Source organism: Agrobacterium vaccinii (assembly GCF_021310995.1).
GTDB lineage: Bacteria > Pseudomonadota > Alphaproteobacteria > Rhizobiales > Rhizobiaceae > Agrobacterium > Agrobacterium vaccinii.
In genome coordinates this window covers 278,767-297,445 of record NZ_CP054151.1, presented here as the reverse complement: position 1 = coordinate 297,445, position 18,679 = coordinate 278,767, and the positions used below count along the sequence as shown (strand labels likewise).

Annotated in this window: 17 protein-coding genes; 4 read left to right on the top strand and 13 right to left on the bottom strand. The window is 57.6% G+C overall.

Annotated elements, in window-relative coordinates:
• Positions 1-172: 172 nt before the first annotated feature.
• On the top strand, positions 173-985 hold the full coding sequence (locus HRR99_RS16525) for an ATP-binding cassette domain-containing protein (RefSeq protein WP_233123803.1): 813 nt from the start codon (positions 173-175) through the stop codon (positions 983-985).
• A 20-nt stretch (positions 986-1,005) separates the two neighbouring features.
• Here HRR99_RS16525 and HRR99_RS16520 read toward each other — a convergent pair whose 3' ends face one another.
• The 5 genes from HRR99_RS16520 to HRR99_RS16500 all read right to left on the bottom strand — a co-directional run bounded on the left by HRR99_RS16520 (position 1,006) and on the right by HRR99_RS16500 (position 6,419).
• Complete coding sequence (locus HRR99_RS16520) at positions 1,006-1,926, bottom strand: SMP-30/gluconolactonase/LRE family protein (RefSeq protein WP_233123801.1); 921 nt, start codon at positions 1,924-1,926, stop codon at positions 1,006-1,008.
• 29 nt (positions 1,927-1,955) lie between these two features.
• Positions 1,956-2,903: an ABC transporter permease gene (locus HRR99_RS16515; RefSeq protein WP_233123800.1), complete on the bottom strand. Its 948-nt coding sequence runs from the start codon at positions 2,901-2,903 to the stop codon at positions 1,956-1,958.
• Positions 2,900-3,841, bottom strand: coding sequence for an ABC transporter permease (locus HRR99_RS16510; protein ID WP_233123798.1), 942 nt, complete (start codon positions 3,839-3,841; stop codon positions 2,900-2,902). Before HRR99_RS16510 ends, HRR99_RS16515 begins: the two co-directional genes overlap by 4 nt.
• A complete protein-coding gene (locus HRR99_RS16505; protein ID WP_233123796.1) occupies positions 3,838-5,301 on the bottom strand; it encodes an ATP-binding cassette domain-containing protein in 1,464 nt (487 codons plus the stop codon). The genes HRR99_RS16510 and HRR99_RS16505 overlap by 4 nt, the downstream gene beginning before the upstream one ends.
• 101 nt (positions 5,302-5,402) lie before the next feature.
• Positions 5,403-6,419: an ABC transporter substrate-binding protein gene (locus tag HRR99_RS16500; RefSeq protein ID WP_112501343.1), complete on the bottom strand. Its 1,017-nt coding sequence runs from the start codon at positions 6,417-6,419 to the stop codon at positions 5,403-5,405.
• A 292-nt stretch (positions 6,420-6,711) separates the two neighbouring features.
• On the opposite strand from HRR99_RS16500, the gene HRR99_RS16495 reads away from it, so the two are divergent.
• Positions 6,712-7,959 carry a GAF domain-containing sensor histidine kinase gene (locus HRR99_RS16495; RefSeq protein ID WP_233123795.1) on the top strand — a complete coding sequence of 416 codons (1,248 nt, stop codon included), beginning with the start codon at positions 6,712-6,714 and terminating at the stop codon, positions 7,957-7,959.
• Complete coding sequence (locus HRR99_RS16490; protein ID WP_233123793.1) at positions 7,947-8,690, top strand: response regulator transcription factor; 744 nt, start codon at positions 7,947-7,949, stop codon at positions 8,688-8,690. Before HRR99_RS16495 ends, HRR99_RS16490 begins: the two co-directional genes overlap by 13 nt.
• Positions 8,691-8,858: 168 nt before the next feature.
• On the opposite strand, the gene HRR99_RS16485 is transcribed toward HRR99_RS16490, so the two are convergent.
• Positions 8,859-10,067 (bottom strand): MFS transporter, encoded by a 1,209-nt coding sequence (locus HRR99_RS16485; protein ID WP_233123792.1) that lies wholly within the window; start codon positions 10,065-10,067, stop codon positions 8,859-8,861.
• A gap of 62 nt (positions 10,068-10,129) precedes the next feature.
• On the bottom strand, positions 10,130-11,119 hold the full coding sequence (locus HRR99_RS16480; RefSeq protein ID WP_233123790.1) for an AraC family transcriptional regulator: 990 nt from the start codon (positions 11,117-11,119) through the stop codon (positions 10,130-10,132).
• 260 nt (positions 11,120-11,379) lie between these two features.
• Here HRR99_RS16480 and HRR99_RS16475 point away from each other — a divergent pair, with 260 nt between their 5' ends.
• Positions 11,380-12,378: a substrate-binding domain-containing protein gene (locus tag HRR99_RS16475; protein WP_233123788.1), complete on the top strand. Its 999-nt coding sequence runs from the start codon at positions 11,380-11,382 to the stop codon at positions 12,376-12,378.
• A gap of 79 nt (positions 12,379-12,457) precedes the next feature.
• On the opposite strand, the gene HRR99_RS16470 is transcribed toward HRR99_RS16475, so the two are convergent.
• The 6 genes from HRR99_RS16470 to HRR99_RS16445 form a co-directional block, all read right to left on the bottom strand.
• Positions 12,458-13,729 carry an ABC transporter substrate-binding protein gene (locus HRR99_RS16470; RefSeq protein ID WP_233123786.1) on the bottom strand — a complete coding sequence of 424 codons (1,272 nt, stop codon included), beginning with the start codon at positions 13,727-13,729 and terminating at the stop codon, positions 12,458-12,460.
• Positions 13,730-13,775: 46 nt separating this feature from the next.
• Positions 13,776-14,627 carry a carbohydrate ABC transporter permease gene (locus HRR99_RS16465; protein WP_233123784.1) on the bottom strand — a complete coding sequence of 284 codons (852 nt, stop codon included), beginning with the start codon at positions 14,625-14,627 and terminating at the stop codon, positions 13,776-13,778.
• Positions 14,624-15,556 carry a carbohydrate ABC transporter permease gene (locus HRR99_RS16460; protein WP_233123783.1) on the bottom strand — a complete coding sequence of 311 codons (933 nt, stop codon included), beginning with the start codon at positions 15,554-15,556 and terminating at the stop codon, positions 14,624-14,626. The genes HRR99_RS16465 and HRR99_RS16460 overlap by 4 nt, the downstream gene beginning before the upstream one ends.
• Positions 15,549-16,709, bottom strand: a complete 1,161-nt coding sequence (locus HRR99_RS16455; protein ID WP_233123782.1) for an ABC transporter ATP-binding protein — start codon at positions 16,707-16,709, stop codon at positions 15,549-15,551. Before HRR99_RS16455 ends, HRR99_RS16460 begins: the two co-directional genes overlap by 8 nt.
• The gene (locus HRR99_RS16450; RefSeq protein WP_233123781.1) at positions 16,706-17,536 is read right to left on the bottom strand and encodes a metallophosphoesterase family protein; all 831 of its coding nucleotides are present in this window, start codon (positions 17,534-17,536) and stop codon (positions 16,706-16,708) included. The genes HRR99_RS16455 and HRR99_RS16450 overlap by 4 nt, the downstream gene beginning before the upstream one ends.
• Before the next feature lie 207 nt (positions 17,537-17,743).
• The gene (locus tag HRR99_RS16445) at positions 17,744-18,679 is read right to left on the bottom strand and encodes a sugar-binding transcriptional regulator (protein WP_233123779.1); all 936 of its coding nucleotides are present in this window, start codon (positions 18,677-18,679) and stop codon (positions 17,744-17,746) included.

The window sequence follows — 18,679 nt, the reverse complement described above, 5'->3', positions numbered from 1 at the left end:
TTAAAGTTTCGGATAACTATCAAGTTTTATATTGCGGTTCAAGCAGCGGGCTGCGATGTTTGCCTTGCCAAGGCTCGGATGACCGATGTCGGTTCCTTGCCATGTTGACCGTTCTTCATAAATTGGCCAAACAACCAGAACTTTTCTTCAACGCGGACATGCGGAAATCCAGATGCTCTCGAACGCTCTACAAACGTCAACGGATGTTGGCAGTCCTCTTCTGTCTCTTTCCGATGTCAGTTTTGCTGTCGATGGCCGCGTTCTGCTTCATCCCCTGACGCTGGAGCTCGGTGCTGGCAATTCGATTGCGCTGATCGGCCATAACGGTTCAGGAAAGTCGACGCTGCTCAAGCTGATCGGTCGTCAGCAGGCGCCGACCAGGGGCCAGATCGCGTTTGAGGGTAAGGCGCTGGATGATTGGGGAAACCGGGACTTTGCGCGCAGGTTGGCCTACATGCCACAACGTACCCCCGCAGCACCTGGCATGCTTGTTCGGGAGTTGGTCGCACTTGGCCGCTACCCATGGCACGGCGCGCTCGGACGCTTTGGTGACGATGATCGACATAAGGTCGAGGAGGCTATGGAGTTGACCGGAACGGCCAAGTTTGCGGATCGCATGGTCGATAGCCTGTCAGGTGGTGAGCGGCAGCGCGTGTGGCTGGCCATGCTGGTGGCGCAGGACGCGAGCTGCCTGTTGCTGGACGAGCCGATTTCTGCACTTGATGTGCGCCATCAATTGGATGTTTTGACCCTGACTGCCGATTTGTGCCGCAAGAAAGGCATCAGCATCATCATGGTGCTGCACGATATTAACATGGCCGCTCGTTTTTGCGATGAGATTATCGCACTTCACACTGGCCAACTGGTCGCGCATGGAAAACCTGCGGATATCATGAACACAAGCGAGCTTCAGCGTATCTACGATGTTCCCATGGATATCATTCCCCAACCGTCGAATGGTGGGCTGATCGCCATGGCGCGGTGATCTCCGCGCCGCTTCTCGCATTAGGGATATTGCGCGCCTGTCGTCGCCACATAGATCGAGTACAGCGATTTGCTGGCAGTAATGAACAGCCTGTTTCTGCGCGGTCCACCGAAGGTGAGGTTCGCCACGGTCTGGGGTATCTTTATCTTCCCCAGCAACGCGCCATCGGGTGAAAAGCAATGCACGCCGTCTCCGGCGCTGGTCCAGAGGTTGCCTTCAACATCCAGGCGGAAGCCATCGGGCAGGCCATTGTCCAGTGCGCAGAATTCTCGTCCACCGGTCAGACACTTGTCTTCGGTGACGTCGAAGACGCGGATATGGCGAGGACGCGTTATGTCGTGACTGGATGAACTGTCGGCGACGTAAAGCTTGGTTTCGTCCGGCGAGAAGGCCAGTCCGTTGGGTTGGCCAAAATCGTCCACCATGATGTCTATGTCACCGGTTGCAGGGTCGATCCGATAGACATTGCGGGTTTGCTGCTCGGGTTCGGATTTGTATCCCTCGTAGTCGGACAAAATTCCGTAGGTCGGGTCGGTGAACCATACGCTGCCATCGGAGCGAACGATGACATCGTTGGGCGAATTCAGGCGCTTGCCGCGATAGCTATCCGCCAGCACGGTGATGGAGCCATCCACCTCAGTGCGCGTGACGCGCCGTGTGCCGTGCTCGCAGGAAATCAGTCTGCCTTGACGGTCGCGGGTGTTCCCATTGGTGAAATTCGAAGGCTGGCGGAAGACGGAGACGCCACCATCCGGTACCCAGCGAAGCATTCGCTGGTTCGGTATGTCGCTCCACAACAGGCAGTTGAGATCGGAAAACCAGACCGGCCCCTCTGCCCATCGGCAGCCGGAATACAGCTCCTCAAGCTCGGCATTGCCGACAATCAACTGGCGGAAGCGTTCGTCGCGAATTTCATAGACGGAAGGTGTGTCTGTCGGCATAGGCTTGATCCGAAAATTGAGGTTCGTGTTCAGCGAAGCTTCTTAGGGCCGCTCGCCAGAAGAATGACGGAGATGATGATGAGGCCGGTTAGGATGAGGCGTATACCTGCACCAAAACCATAGGTGTTGAGCATCGACACGACGAGGAACATGAAAAGCGATGCGCCCCATATGCCGGGAACGTTGGAATCCCCACCCGCAACAGCCGTGCCACCGATGACCACGACGGCAATCGACATCAGCAGGTACTCCGCGCCCATGTTGAGTGCAGCACCGCCGGAGAAGCTCGCCAAAAGATAACCAGCAATGGCAGCAAGGACGGCGCAAAGCACGTAAGTCACGAAGCGTGTGCCATCCACCGGTATCCCCGTCATTCTGGCGGCAAAGGTGCTTTGGCCGATGGCGGATATCCAGCGTCCGTAAAAGCTGCGGTCGAGAAGAACCCATGCGATCGCGGACAAAAGCAGCGCGACAAGCGCGACGTTGGGGATGCCGAATGTGCTGGAGATGGCGAAATCAGCCAGCATCTGCGGCGGCTTGATGCGCAGGCCGCGATTGGTCCAGATGGCGGTGGATTGCACGATGAAGCTCATCGACAGGGTTGCTATGATGGGTGGAATGCGCAGGAGCTTGATGAGCGCATAATTGCCGATGCCGACCGCCACGCCAATGCCGATGGCAACCAGCAGTCCGGGCAGGATGAGATGATCCGAGACATCCATGAACTTCAGCGCAATCGTGCCTGACAGCGTCATGGTGGCCGGTACGCATAGATCAATATTGCCGGGCCCGAGCGTGATAACGAACATCTGGCCGATGCCGACGATGACGGAGAAGGCCGCGAATGTCAGTGCCGCATGCGACAGGCCGAAGGAGCTGGCGCCGCCGGTGAACAGCACGGTAATGATCCACACCGCAATCGTGGCGGCGAAGGACCAGATCCACGGCTTCTTCGAAAATCTCTGCAAGGCACTCATTGGTTTTTCTCCCGCTTTTCGAGGCGGTTCAGGAGCAGGCGGAGGCCGAGCACGACGATGAGAATGGCGCCCTGCGCACCGATCTGCCAATCCGGCGAAATGCGCATGAAGGAGAGGAACGAGCCCGCCAGTGTGAGGGTCAACGCACCGATGACCGCACCGATGGGCGAAACGCGACCACCGACAAATTCACCACCGCCGAGAATGACACCCGCAATCGATAGTAGCGTGTAGCGCAACGCGATGTTGGCATCGGCGGAAGTCGTCAGGCCAACGAGTGCAATTCCTGCCAGCACAGCGAAGAAACCGGCAAGCGCGAAAGTAGCGGCACGGATGCCGATAACCGACCAGCCTGAACGCTCGACGGACCGGAAGTTACCGCCGACGCCACGCATCAGTACACCGAAGGACGAGCGCATGACGATGTGATGCGCGATGACGGCGATCACGATACTGGCGACGATGGCCATCGGGACGAAGGGCGGCTTTGCCGTCATGATTGTGCGTATCCACGCAGGTGCTTCGCCGCCCGGCGATGGCAACAGCAGAACCGCAAGCCCGCCCCAGACGAAACTCATGCCCAGGGTAACGACGATGGACGGCAGAGCGCGGATGTGGATGATTGCGCCCATGGCGGCATAAACGGCAATCGCGGCTGCGAAAATCAGAATACCGACCAGCGGTGAGGTTTGCAGAAACGTCGCGGTCACGCAGGCGCAGAAGCTGACGAAGGTTCCCATCGACAAATCGAGATCGTTGACCGACATGATCAGCATCTGCGCGATGGTGGCAAGCGCGATGGGAACGGCCAGATTGAACAGCAGGTTCAGACCCGTATAGCTCATGGCGCGGGGCTGCATGTAGAAAACAGCAACCAGAAGCACGGCGAGAGAGGCTGCCGGAATGATGAGGCGCAAGGCGTTGGCGGAGAGTTTCATGCGTGCGCGTCTCCGGAAAAAGATGCAGCAAGCACTGCCTGTTCGTTGATATCTTCGCCTGTGAGTTCGGCCTGAATGGCACCATCGCGAAACACGTAAACGCGGTCGCAGAGACGGATTTCGTCCATTTCGGTCGAGTACCAGATGAAAGTTCTGCCATTGGCGGCTTCTGTACGCAGGATTTCGTAGACCTCCTGCTTGGTGCCGATATCGACACCGCGCATGGGGTCATCCATCAGAACCGTCTTGGCTGTAGTCGCCAATGCGCGGGCAAACAGCACCTTCTGCTGGTTGCCGCCTGACAGAGAGAGGATTTTGTTGTGGACATCGGGGGTGCGGATTTCGATGCGCTTTTTCCAGTTCGCGCCGAGTTCTTCCTCCTTGGTGCGGTTGACGAGGCCAGCCGGTGAGAAATCCCGCAGCGATGCGATGCTGAGATTTTTGAGAATGCTCCACAGCGGGAACGTACCGTTCAAGCTTCGGTCCCCGGCAACAAAGGCGATGTCCTGGTGGCGTGCCGGAAACCAACTGCTGTTGCGAGAGAGATAGAGGTCCAGCAACGCTTCCGTCTGGCCGTGACCACCCAGACCGGCAAGCCCGATGATTTCGCCGCGATAGGCTTCGAAGGGCAATCCTTGTCCTTTTCTCGGCGGCATGGACAAGACGGTCGGGCCAGCTTTGCGCTCCAGTGACCGTTTCCAGCCTTGCTCCTTCACCACACTGCCCATGGCCTCGACGAGGGTTTTATTGGAAAACTCCGCTGCCGGACGGTCAGCTACCACCTTACCGTCCTTCATCACCACGACACGGGTGGCGGTGGAGAGGATTTCTCCGAGAATATGGGATATCAGTAGAACTGCGCCACCGGTGCGCACGAAGCGGCGCACATAATCCATCAGTTGTTCGGCAAGGCCGGCATCGAGCGAGGATGTGGGTTCGTCAAGAATGACAAGCTTCGGCTCTTCGTTGACGCCCGCAAAGTTGATGGCAATTTCCACCATTTGCCGTTCAGCGATGGAGAGTTCCGAAATGGTCAGGTCGCAATCAATGCCGTGGCCGGGGAATATCTCGTCAAGCTTCTTGCTGATCATATCCAGCGCACGGCTGCGCCAATTGCTGCCCTTCATGTCGGTGTGCATGATGCGGACGTTTTCGTTGATCGTTAGGTTGGGGCAGAGCGACAGTTCCTGAAAGACGCATCGCACGCCGCTGGCCCTTGCCGCTGTAATGCCATAGCTGCTGGGTTTTCCGCCATAGGACACAGACCCTTCATGCGGCGTAAGGCCACCATTGATGACGTTGACGATGGTGGATTTTCCAGCGCCATTGTGACCGACGAGGCCGAGGCATTCGCCCGATAGAATGACGAGATCGGCGCCATCCAGCGCCTTCACGGCACCGAACACCACTTTCACGTCACGCGCCGCGACGACTTCCTGTCTCGATATGATTTCATTCATGAGCAGTTACGCCAATTTTTGCGGTCGGAGCCACAGCTTCGCATCCATCGCAGCGCCGGTGACCGGCACTGCGATGTCTTGGGAGTTAGACAACCCGGCGCTTACTTTGCGGAGGCGATGACCTTCTGTGCATCTTCCAGGCTGTATTCGACGTTTGCGACGCCGCCCTTCTGGGTGTTCTTGAGGTTGTCCTCAAGATTGGCCTGATCGATACGCAGGAACGGAACCGTAAGGTCCTTCTTCACGTCCTTGCCGTCGAGGATTTGCTGTGCGACCCAGAAGGCGAGCGTGGAAACGCCCGGGGCGATGGAAACCGACATGGTTTCATAGCCGCTCGCATCCTTCTGCTGTTTCCACCACTGCAATTCGTCCTCGCGGTTGCCCATGACGATGGTGGGGGTCGGACGTTTTGCAGCAGCAAATGCCTGTGCGGCACCGTAACCATCACCACCCTGCGTGACCACGGCGGCCACTTCTGGCAGGCTTGGCAGAATACCGGCGACAGCGCGCTGCGCCACATCCTGCGCCCAGTCGCCGTTTACAGAACCGACGATTTTAAACTGGGTGTTTTTGGCGACGCCAGCCGCAATGCCTGCATGAATCTCGTCATCGACGGACACACCGGCAAGACCACGAATTTCAAGCAGATTGCCGCCCTTCGGCATCTTCTTGGCAAGGTAGTCGATCTGGCTTTCGCCCATCGCCTTGAAGTCCACAGCAATACGCCATGCACACGGTTCGGTCACTGTGCCATCGAAAGATACGACGGTGATACCAGCATCGCAGGCTTCCTTGATCGCGCCATTCAGTGCGGTTGGCGAAGCGGCGTTGATGACGATTGCATCATAGCCCTGCAGAATGAGGTTCTGGATTTGGGCGGCCTGCTCGGTCGCCTGGTTTTCGGCAGTGGTGAACGGGTCGGCAGCGGCAACGGTGCCAGCCTTGACGGCGTCCTTGGTAATCTTGTCCCAGCTCGTCAACATGGCCTGGCGCCAAGAGTTGCCGGCGTAATTGTTCGAAAGCGCGATTTTCTTGCTGGATGTGTCGGCGTGTGCAGTCATCGGCAAGGTCGCGCATGCGACAGCAACCGATGCCAGAAGCATCTTCCTGATAGCCATTGATTTTTCCTCCCTAGTGGCCCACCCGTCTCCGGGCAAGGAAACCTTCGCGACGCCTCCTCGACGTTGAGCTGAGATTTCCGTTGCACTGGGGCTCCTTTCCCCAGTACTTAATAAGCATGAACGGGAAAGCGGTTGATGTATAGGCCATTCCCGGCAAACTGAGTGCGGGTTCCCGCAGAATTTATGCGGGTTTCCGCAAGACGAAAGCGCCATGACGGCGCAACATAGATGTGTTGACGTCAATCGCGACAGTCAGCCATGCCGCAGGCGCTTGGGAGGGCGTCCGCAGATGCTTGATACCCTGAAATCATCGCTGTTTCACCATTATCTCGGCATCTCCAGACTTCTGGCGGGGCAGCTCGAATTCAATTCGATCATCCAGGCCGTCGCCACGGAGATCACCCACATCATCCCGCATGACCATCTGGATGTCTGCATCAAGCTAATCGATGGGAAATACCACATCGCCTATGAGAGCGGCATGGACAGCGCATGGAGCCAGCATCCCCCAGCACTTTTGACAGGAAGTCCCATCCGTTCGCTTCTGTCAGGTGAGGTCGATTTTCTGCTGAGTGGCGATGCCTGTTCCGATCCCCGGTTTCACTTCGAAGGCTCGTTTTCCAGCCCCATCATCGAACTTGGCCTGCACAGCCGTCTGCATGTGCCCATGAAAGTTCATGGTGGCATCATCGGTGCGCTCAGTTGTTCCTCGCTGGAGGCCGATGCCTATACGATGGAAGACGTTGATAATGCCCGGACAGTCGCCGATCTGCTGGCCCCGTACTTTTTTGCCATTCGCGCAGCGGATCAGGCCAAGCAATCTGCCATCGTGGAGGCGGAAGCCCACGCCCGCGAGGAGGGGTTGCGACTTGGGGCTCTGAAGTTGACACAGGCGCTGGAGGCAGAGCGCCAGCGCATCGGCATGGACCTGCATGATCAGACACTTGCCGACCTGACACGGCTGGCCCGCCGGATGGAGCGGATGACCCATCTTCCCGACCTCACGGGCGAAATGCTGGAACCGCTGGTTCGCAGCCTCCAGCATTCCATGCAGGATCTCAGGCAGATCATCGAGGAGGCAAAACCTTCGGTGCTGCAACTCTTTGGCGTCGTACAGGCCATTGAAAACGATCTCGATCGCTCGGTCCGTGATAGCGGCATGCCGATCAAATGGACCGTAACGGACGAAACCGAGGGCAGGGTGGAGGCGCTGGAGCAGACCGTTGCGACATCCGTCTTCCGCATCGTGCAGGAAGCCGTCAACAACGCAATCCGCCACGGCCAGCCGGAAAACGTCAACGTCCATATTGGCCATATCGATGGCCGTCTGCGCATCGTCGTCAGCGATGATGGCTGCGGCTGCGCCAAGCATGGTTCCGGCCATGGTCTCGGCATCGGCAATATGAAAACCCGCGCCCGGCTGATTTCCGCCCGTTTTGAAATGGGGCGCAACCGCAACGGTCCCGGTACCTCTATCAGCCTGACGCTTGCGGAAGGTGTGCATAGCCTTGAAGGAGACGGTCAATGGAAGTCCTGATCGTAGAAGACGACGTCCTCCATCGTTCCTACCTCAACGAAGCCGTGCGTGCCGCATTGCCCGAATGCAATCATGTCATCGAGGCCGATAACGGCAAGGCTGGAGAGAAGCTGGCGCGGGAAAATCGCTCGGCCCATATCGTCATGGATTTGCAGATGAGCGAGCGCAACGGCATCGAGGCGGCACGCACCATCTGGAAGGAGCGCCCTGATACGCGCATTTTGTTCTGGTCGAATTATTCCGATGAGGCCTATGTGCGCGGCGTTTCAAGGATCGTGCCGGAAGGTGCCGCCTATGGATATGTGCTCAAATCCGCCTCGGACGACCGCCTCCGCCTTGCGCTGCGCAGCATCTTCATGGAGGCGCAATGCGTGATCGACCGGGAAGTGCGCGGAATGCAGGAAAAAAGCCTCGGTCGCGTCAGGGGCTTCACCGATTCCGAATATGAAATTCTTATGGACGTCGCGCTCGGCCTTACCGACAAAACCATAGCCCGCCGCCGCAACCTCTCGCTAAGAAGCGTCCAGAACCGCCTTCAGAGCCTTTACGAAAAACTCAACGTTTATCAAAGCACCAGCGAAGGCGAGCCCGATAGCCAGTATAATCTGCGTACGCGTGCCGTCACCGTCGCCTTTTTGCGTAAACTGCTGAACTACAGCGCTATGGAGCGAGCTGAGCAGGAGTTGGCGATGTGGACAGCGGGTGGGCCTAAGCAGAATGGCCCGGGATGATCATACAGGAGAAGACAGATCCTCAAGCGCCTTCTCCATCCTGATAAGCCCCAACGATTTGCGAGGTCAGTCTTGAGCTTGGAGTGAATATTGCTGAATGTGACCCGAACGCTGAGACGTCAGGACGAGATCAACTCGTCCTGACGTGCGTTGCTTCGGATAAAGCCGTCAATTGCGTGGCTGGAGTAGCGCCAAAGCGGCGGTCGAGGCTGCGAGTATGGCCGTCAGGGTCAGCGGCCCCGCTGCGCCATAGGTGTCCACGACATAACCGCCGACAACCGCACCGATGCTGATGGCAACCTGGAAAGAGACGACCATCAGGCTGCCGGCTGCTTCCAGATCATCCGGGGCGCTGCGGGACAGATTGGTCGGCAGCACGACAGGCGCCATGCCGAAGGCAAAGCCCCAGATTGCGACGAGCAAGAATGCGACGGCAGCATAAGCACCGCCAATGACGAGGATAAGCGCTGCGAGTGCCATCAGTGCAGCGGTGACGAAGAGTGCCAAGGTGATGCTGGCATCGGCCATCCTGCCGCCAGCGACATTGCCGATCACCGAGGCGATACCGAAACCAAGCAGGGCCATCGCTATCGATTGCGTATCAAGGAGCGTCACTTGCTCAAGGAACGGCCTGACATAAATCGAGCCAGCGAAGTGTCCAGTCATGAGCAGCAGGATAGCCAGCATGCCCAGTTGGATGCCGCCGCGCCGCGTCAGCTTGAAGACGTCTGTCAGGCTGTTGCTGGTGCTTGCAGGCAGACTTGGCAGACTTACTGCCTGCAACAGCATCGCAATCACGGCAAGCACGGCGGTCAATGCCATGGCGGTGCGCCAACCCAGCCAGTCGCTGATCAACGCGCCCATGGATGGTGCCGCGATGGTGGCCAGCGATACGCCCAGCGTCACGATAGCCATTCCGCGACCTGTCGCGTTGGTGCCAACCAGCCTTGCAACGACGGCAACGGACAGCGCCCAGAAGCCGCTGAGCGCAATGCCCAATCCGGCGCGGCCAACCAACAACAACCAGAATTCGCTGGCAGTCGCGGCAAGGATATTGGAGCCGACCGCGAGTGCAGTCAGGCCAACCAGCACCGTCTTACGGTTCATTTTACCGATCAGAACGTTGCTGAACAAAGCCGTGACAGCACCGACGGAAGCAGTGGCGGTGACGACCTGTCCGGCGGTCCCCTCGCTTATTCCTAAATCGCGCGCCATGGGCGTCAAAAGTCCCGCTGGCAGAAACTCGGCAGACACTAGGGCGAAACTGGTGGCAGCCATGGAAAGGACCGCGAGCCATGTCGCTGCCGTCCAAGCGGTGTCTTCTACCGCTTCAAAATCAGATATTGGCTCATTGAGCTGTGAAGTCGTGTCCGTCATCGCAGTGTGTCTCCTACATCGTGGAAACATATATAGACAGACTTCGCAGGATGATCTGCGTCTTAAAATCCTAAATTCATATCCATTCGTCCGAAATTTGTGCGACGCACAATGCCGGGCGATATGTTCGTGACGCGCTTGAAGGCTCGCGCAAACGACGCCTCCGACTCGTATCCCAATCGGGTGGCGACTTCGGCGACCGACATGCCGTTCCGGGACAGGAGTTCCCGAGCAAGCTCCATACGCAAACGCGCGATGTAACGCGCAGGGCCTTCGCCAAGAACAGCACTGAAACGCTCAGCAAAGATCGAGCGCGACTGACCCGCCACAACCGCTAGGCTTTCCAGCGTCCATTGGCGGCCAGGCTCCCGATGGATGGCGGCGAGTACGCGCCCGATATGTGGATCGCGAATGGCAGCAAGCCAGCCGGTGGTGGAGGCGCCACTGCAATTGACCCAGCAGCGAATAAGCCGTGCAGTCAGAAGGTCTGCCATCCGTGACAAGACGGTTGCGCTTCCCATTTGCGGCTGAGACGCCTCGACCGACATGGCGGCCAGCAATGGCCCGATGAGAGGATCGTTACCCGCCACATCACAACCCCGGATAATGGGAGGCATCAAAGAGATCAACGGATGAAGCGCATGCTCGCCCAAAGCCATCGAGCCGCAGAACAAAGTGGCGGTCGCCCCCGTTCCCTCTCGCACAACTTCACAAACACTGCTCTCCAATTTCGTTACCTGGCACGATGTACGGCAATCGCCCTCGACATCCGGCGCACTCGCAAGGCGATGCGCAACGCCCTGCGGTAACAGGACCAGATCGCCCTCGTTCAAGGCTTCCCAACCCTGCTCTTCCGTGTAAAGCCAGCAAGGGCCCTGACTGACAAAGTGAAAGCGCAACAGCGGCTGTTGCGGGAAAGCGATGCTCCACGGATGCCTCAGCTCACAGCGCCCATAGTTGACCCCGCTCAAGCGAAAATCTCTCAAGACTTCGCTGAGTGCATCCATTGGCAAATCTGTAGGCGGTGATTTCTGGGACGAATGGTCAAGCATTTCGTCAATTTATACGCAGATCATCTGATTTTCAAGGTCAACGAGGTCGCAATATCTGGACGCCTTCAAGGCGAATAAGCACGGCCCGCATAAGAATGTGCCTCACCAGAGCACCTCATCAATTCCGGTAATTGCACGCGGATGAAAAATCCTCATCGCGGTGGCATAATCATATTTCATATTCTATTGAATTCTAAGGTAGCTTCCGCTGATCTGGCGACCGAAAGAGAACATATTGTTGAATATCGAAGAAACGATCGATGATCACACTTGAGCAGGTCGCTTTCCGCGCGGGCTGCTCGGTCAGCACCGTCAGTCGCGTATTGAACAGGACAGGCCCCGTCAGTGCCGAGATGGTGCGTAAAGTGCGCCGGGCTGCGGCTGAGTTAGGATATAGGCATAGCACTTCGAAGGCTGGGCAGGGTCGCCAATCGCGACCTGTGGTCGGTGTGTTGGTGCCCAGTATTTCCAACCCTGTGTTCGCCGCTTCACTCGCGGGCATCCAGCGCCGATTGCAGGCGGCGGGGCACAGTGTACTTATCGCACAATCCAATTACGATCCGTCCATCGAAACAACAGCGGTAGCCTCACTGCTTGAAGAACACCCGACCGGTTTGATCCTGACGCTCTGCGATCCGCGGTGCAGCGATGTGCTTTCGGCGGCATTGCCCCCGACAGTCCTTCTCAACAACATGCCAATGCCGCGATTTCGGGCGGCGGTGACGGTCGATAATTTTCAGGCAAGTTACGAACTGGTCAACTTCCTGATGGGGATGGGGCACGACCGAATCCTGTTTGTCTCAGGCCGTTTTACATCCTCGGACAGGGCGCGGCTGCGTTATGAAGGTTATTGCCAGGCGCTGGTAGACAATGGTCATAAGCCGCTTGAGGCGATGCAAATCGACTTCTTAGATGGATACGAAAACCTGGATCTCTTCGATGTGGTGGAGAATATAAGGCCGAGTGCCATCATCGCATCCAACGACCTTCTGGCGCTTGGCGTCATCGCGGCACTCAGACGGCACGGGCTCTTGGTACCAGATGACATCTCCGTCTGCGGTTTCGATGGCATCTCGATCGGGCGTTTGCTTGAACGGCCCTTGACGACCATACGAATGCCCGACGCCGATATGGGAACCGCGGCAGCTGCACTGTTGCTGGACATTGCCGAAAATGCAGCCCCGCCAAGGCATCTGCGCGTGGGGCATCAACTGTTTGCCGGTGCAACTGTCGCCCGGTTTCAGCCTCAAAGCTCGTAATTTCAGTAGTTTCGATCAGACTGATAAACTGAAAAAGGAGGTGACAAAAGTCACCTCCCTCGGTCTCTGATGGGGCTCCTTACGATCTGCGCGGAAGAAGTTTTTTCACTTCATCGGCAGCGTCGTTGAGAGCCTCGTCGGGCTTGGCGTTCTGCTCGACAATGCGCGACAGGTTTTCAACGATGGTCTGGGTCACCTTCACGCCGTTGTTCCCGGGGAAAGCGTACCAAGGCACCATGCGTGACATCTGCGAAAGACCGGCGTTGAACAGCGGGTTTTCCTTGTAGAAGTTGCCGAGATATTCTGGTGACTTGGCAGCCAGCTCATTGTTTGGAACGTATCCGGTGCCGGGCACGACAACCGATGCCCCGTAAGGACCGGCAGCAAACTTGGCGAAGGTCCATGCGGCCTTCTGCTTTTCGGCATCCTTTGTGAGGATGACGACGGCGTTTCCGCCTGTTGGCAGCTTGCCGTTTTCTGCGTCGATCAGCGGGATCTGGGCCGTGCGCAGGTCGAACTTGTCGCCAACATTCTTGATGGTGTTACGAAGCGCGCCGGTTGTCTGAAACGCAAAGCCGATTTTGCCAGCAGCAAAAGCCTGCTCACCAGCCTGCTTCGTCAGAACGGGAAGACCGCCTTCCTTGACCATCTTGTCCAGAACGGCAACGGCCTTCTGACCTGCTTCGCCGTTGAAGGTAACCTTGGTTTCGTCGGCATTCAGCATGGTACCGCCAGCGCCGAACAGCAGTGCGGAGAACATCCAGTCGTCACCCTGCCAGCGGAAGTCGATACCTTCATTGCGATCGCCGAGCGCCTTGATCTTGCCGCCGAGCGCGATCACTTCGTCCCATGTCTTTGGCGGAACGTCAGGGTTGCCACCGGCTTTGCGGACCAGATCGGCATTGTAATACATGATCGGGTTCGACGTTGCGAAGGCCAGACCAACCTGCTTGCCATCCACCTGGGCGAGCTTTAGAATATTGTCCGAAAAGCCCTGCTCGGCCATGTTGCCATCGGCTTTGACGAGTGGGCCGAGATCGACGGGAATGTCGCGCTCATTGACCATGCGCAGACGGTTGAGACCGATGAAGGTCAGGTCAGGCATTTCGGCCGTTCCGGCCTGGCGCATGATGGTCTGGATGCCTTCTTCGTAAGTCGCGGAAGGATTGGCGAACTGGATTTTGATCTCCGGGTTCTCTTCCATGAACTTCTTGGAGATGTTGTCCATCACATCCTTGAAAAAGCCCGGCATGGGGTAATGCACGGTGAGCACCGTTTCTGCCTTGGCAGGCATGGCGGCGAAGGCAACTGATACGGCAAGCGCCGGCAATGCGTGTCTGATGAGTTTCATGGCACGTTCTCCGTTATGGGGATGGGGTGTGGTTATGCTGTCCGGCTCAGCCTTTGAGACCGGTCATGGTGATGCCTTCGACGAAGCGTTTCTGTGCAGCCAGAAAGGCAATGACGAGGGGAAGGGTGATGATGAGAGTTGCCGCCATCAGCGCGCCGTAGTCGTCTCCTGCTTCCGCAGCCCGGAAGTAGAGAAGGCCGAGCGGCGGTGTCGCGTAGGTCTGGTTGGTCACGACGATCAGCGGCCAGAACAGATCGTTCCAGTGCGCCACGACCGAGAAGATCGCAAAGGCCGTAACCGCGGGCCAGGCATTGGGCAGAATGACCCGGGCGACGATGCCTGCCTCGCTCATGCCATCCAGACGGGCTGCATGGATGAGATCATCCGGCATGGCGCGAAAGAACTGTAGGAACAGGAAGATCGCAAAGACCGAGATCGAGAACGGAGCAACCAGCGCCATATAGCTGTTGAGCACCGACATGCGATCAAAGGCGACGTAGAGCGGCAAGGCCGTAGCGTGGATCGGCACCAGCAGCCCAAGCATGACCATGATCATCAAGGCGCGGGCCGCCTTGAACTTCAGCCTTGCCATGGCATAGGCGCAGGGAACCGCGACGACGACCTGAATGAACAGGATCAGTGCGCAGACGATGGCGCCGTTCAACAACAGGCTCGGCATGGACACCCGCGTCATGGCCTTGGTGAAGTTTGCCATGTAGCTCCATGTCTGCGGGATGAGTGACAGGGACGAGGAAAATATTTCGCTCTGTGCTTTGCCTGCCGTTGAAATCATGAAGATGTAGGGTGACAGGAAGACGAAAGCGCCAATTGTTAGAATGGACAGGCGGATCACGCGGCCCAGTGTCATGGTGGGTGGGAGAATGGCGGACTGCGTCATGAGTAATGCACCTTGCGGTCAAGAACGCGGTACTGGAGGAACATCAGGACCACCAGAATGGCGAGGAAGATCACCGTCATCGCGGACGCATAACCAACGCGCAGATAGACGAAACCTTCCTGATAGATGGTGAAAAGCAGCACTTCGGACGCCTTGTTTGGCCCACCTTCGGTCAGGGCCTTGACGGTTTCGAATACCTTGACCGAGTTGATGATGCTGATCGTGACGACGAACAGGGTGGTCGGCCCCAGCATCGGCCATGTGACGAGACGAAAACGCTCGAAGCTGGAGCGCACGCCGTCCATTTCTGCTGCCGCATAGAGATCGCGCGGGATGGCGGTGAGTCCTGCAAGAAACAGCACCATGTTGAAGCCGACTGACTGCCAGATGCCGATGATGGCAAGGCTTGGCAGAACCGTGCTGGAAGAGCCGAGCCAGTTGGGGCCGGCGATGCCGAAAAAGGCCAGTATCATGTTCACCGGGCCGATGCTCGGGTGCAGCATATATTGCCAGACCGTTGCCATGGCCACCGAAAGGGAGGCGACGGGCAGGAAGTAAACGGTGCGGAAAAACGCCCTTGCCCGCGGTTCGGCCTCGATCAGCATGGCAATGCCAAGGCCGATGACGATGGAGAAGGGCGTAACGATGGCGGTGTAGACAACCGTGTTCCACAGCGACTTGCGAAAGGTGCGGTCGCTGACGAGTTCGGCGTAGTTTTCGAAGCCGACAAAGCGGAAACCGGAATAACCGAGTTCGAAATCTGTAAAGCCGAGCACGATGACGGCCAGCGTCGGGATGATGATGAACAGCATCATCAGGGTAATGGCAGGGGCGGCCAGCAGCCAGGCCGTGCGGCTCTCGCGCCGGGCGGCGATTTGTTGCTGCGTAGGTGCAGAGGCGGTGAAGATGGATGCGGTGAGCTCAGCCATGGAGCAACTCCGGCGCGCCAACGATGGAAACTTGCGTCATAATGCGCTCGCCATCCGCGCCGAACAGCATCGCCTTGTCCGGCTGGATTGCCAGATGGATCGGCTTGCCGGGGCCAAGATCGGCTGCATCAGACGGCGTGAGCTTGACGACCACCGTCTCGCCCATGCCGTTGAGGCGAGCAAAGAGAATGACCTCCGAGCCGAGGAATTCGAGGCGCTCAACGGTCGCTGCCATCGTGTCTCTGGACTGCGATGCCAGTGTCACAAACTCAGGGCGAATACCGACGGTGACATCATCGCCATGCGACAGGCTGGAGGCGGCAATGGTGATGCCACCAAACTGCACCATGCCATTGGCCGTCGCCTTGGTCGGCAGAAGATTGATGCGTGGCTGGCCAATGAACCGGGCAACCTCGATATGCGACGGGTTCTCGTAGATCACCTGCGGGGTGGCAAGCTGTAAAAGCCTGCCGCCGATCATCACCGCCACGCGGCTGGCCATGGACAGCGCCTCGGACTGGTCGTGCGTGACGTAAAGCGCCGGAACGCCGGACTTGCGGTGCAGCTCTACGATTTCACCGCGTGCATGCACACGCAGGTTGGCATCGAGGTTGGATAGTGGCTCATCCATCAGAAACAATGCCGGATGGCGGACCATGGCACGGGCAAGCGCCACGCGCTGGCGCTGGCCGCCTGACATCTGACCGGGCTTGCGATCCAGCAGATGCCCGATTTTCAAGGAGGCAGCCATTGCCTCGACTTCTGTGAGAATGCCTTGGCGGATGGCTTTCTGACCGGGCATGAGATTACCGATGATCGGCAGACGTTGGGTGGCGGTGAGACGGCGCATGGCAAGCGGAACGGCGATGTTCTGGCCAGCTGTCAGATGCGGATAGAGCGCGTAGGATTGAAACACCATGGCGATGTTGCGGTCTGCAGCCGTCAGGTTCGAGAGTGTCTTTCCGGCAAGACTGATCTCGCCGCTGTCGGCATGTTCCAGACCGGCGACGATGCGAAGAAGCGTGCTCTTGCCACAGCCGGAAGGGCCGACGAGCGCGATGAATTCGCCCGGCTCAGCCTCAAGGCTGACACCTTTGAGAATATCGTTAGCACCAAACGACTTCGTAATATTGGAGAGAGAAAGCACGCTCATTCCGCGGCTTCCTTATTCTTGACGGCGGAAGGATACACCTCTGCCACGACGTCATCGAGATAATAAGGCTTCAGCCCTTCTACGGACACCAGCTGGCTTTCCACCGTCTCACCAAGATGGTGAATGGCGGCACCTATGATGCGAGCGCCCGGCATTTCGCGTTCCATCTCGCCCAGAATGAAAGAGGAGGGCGGCGCCCAGACGAGGCTGGTGTTTTCATGGTGGCCTATCCAACTCCAGTGCAGATGACCCGACCCGAACAGGGCCACGTCATGTCTGGCGATCATATCAAGAAGGCGCATGCGGGGCTCGAACGGTGCGCTCCAGTACCCGGCTTCCGGTTCGTTGAAATTATCAACGAAAAGCGGCTTGTGGGTGAAGATTGCCACACGGCGGTTATTACGGCCGTCAAGCATCTCTTCCAGCCAGCGTTCATGCGCTTCTTCTTCCGGGCCACCCAGACCGATCAGCAGGCTGTTGAGACCGATTATGCGCCAGTCATCAGTGTCTTCGACCCAGTAATCCGGACCGACAAGGCGATGCCAGCGCTCCAGGCGCTCGGCATTGACCGGCTGGGCGGAACCATGAAAATGCCCGACATCGTGGTTGCCAGGAACGATCAGCACCGGCATCGACAATTGTCGCATCATGTCCATGGAAAACGCAATATCGTCTTCGAAGTCTGCGCCATCGATGCTGAGATCACCGGTGTGCACCACCAGATCAGGTTTTTCGCTCTCTATCCACCGAACCAAAGGCTCCCAGTTGCCGTTGAAATGCGGCTTGCTGGGGCTGAGGTGGGTGTCTGTGATCTGGATAATTTTCAAGACGCAACTCCGGTAATTAGACGATCCGGATAATGCCTAGAAGCACGACCGGCCCAATGTTGCCGCCGTCTTTAGTGGCCAATGATGTCAGTGTAGCCACAGTTCCTGTCAGTCGTTTTTCAGTTTTGTTGCAAAACCGTCATGAAGTCGCGGCCACGTCTCTCTCGGTCATCCTCATTTTGGATGCGCCCGGTGCAATGTGGCGTGTCAACGCTCCAGTAAATAAAGAGCGTTCTCTGCGTCGGTAATCAAAGTCGTAGCAAGGCGGGCGATGAGACAGCTTTTTAGAATTTCTTTCTTATGGTCGCCTCCCGATGCGATGATGCGTGTCGGGATCTTTTGATATTGGCTGATCGACGGTGAAATGACTTGCCGGTTGAGTGGGTGATCGACTTCATGACCTGCATGGTTCAGATAACGCCCCAAGAGGTCACCAACAGCACCCGCTGCGATCAGCTCTGAGACATCTGTGCCCGTTGGAAGTCCATATCGCACCTGCAATGATTCCGGTGAGACGTCACCGACGCTGAGGATAGACACATCCACTGCGGTTGCTTCTGCGAGCAAGCTGTCGAAGAAGGGTTGGACTAAAATCGCGTCGCGAGAATCTGGGCTGTCGGCATATATCGGCGCTGCCAGATAATGACACTCGGCGTTCATGACTTTGGCGAAGCTTCGAACAATCTCGAATGTGTTGATTTCCGAACCACGCGTCAGTCCACCCATCATCGAGCGTACCTTTACATCGGGTGCATTGGTCGGGACCATATGGTGCACGGTCTCCCGCAACGTCGCGCCCCATCCAACACCCAGTGAGGCCGGTTCGCTCGCCTGAATCAATCGATCCAAGAACATCGCGGCAGCACGGCCTATCACTGCGGATATCTGTCCTTTGTCGGCGGGCGTCGGCACGATGACGACGTCTTTAAGGCCGAAGCGTTGCCGTAATTCGGCTTCCAGCTCCACATTTTCCGTTAGCGGAGAGTTGAAGCTGATCCTGACAACACCCTGATCGAGAGCCGCAGCCAGAAGCTCGTTCACCCTTCGTCGCGTCAACAACATCCGCTCCGCAATCTGCGCCTGGGTTAGTCCCTCGACGTGGTAAAGCCAGGAGGCCCGCACCATGCTTTGCTGGTAAGGCAT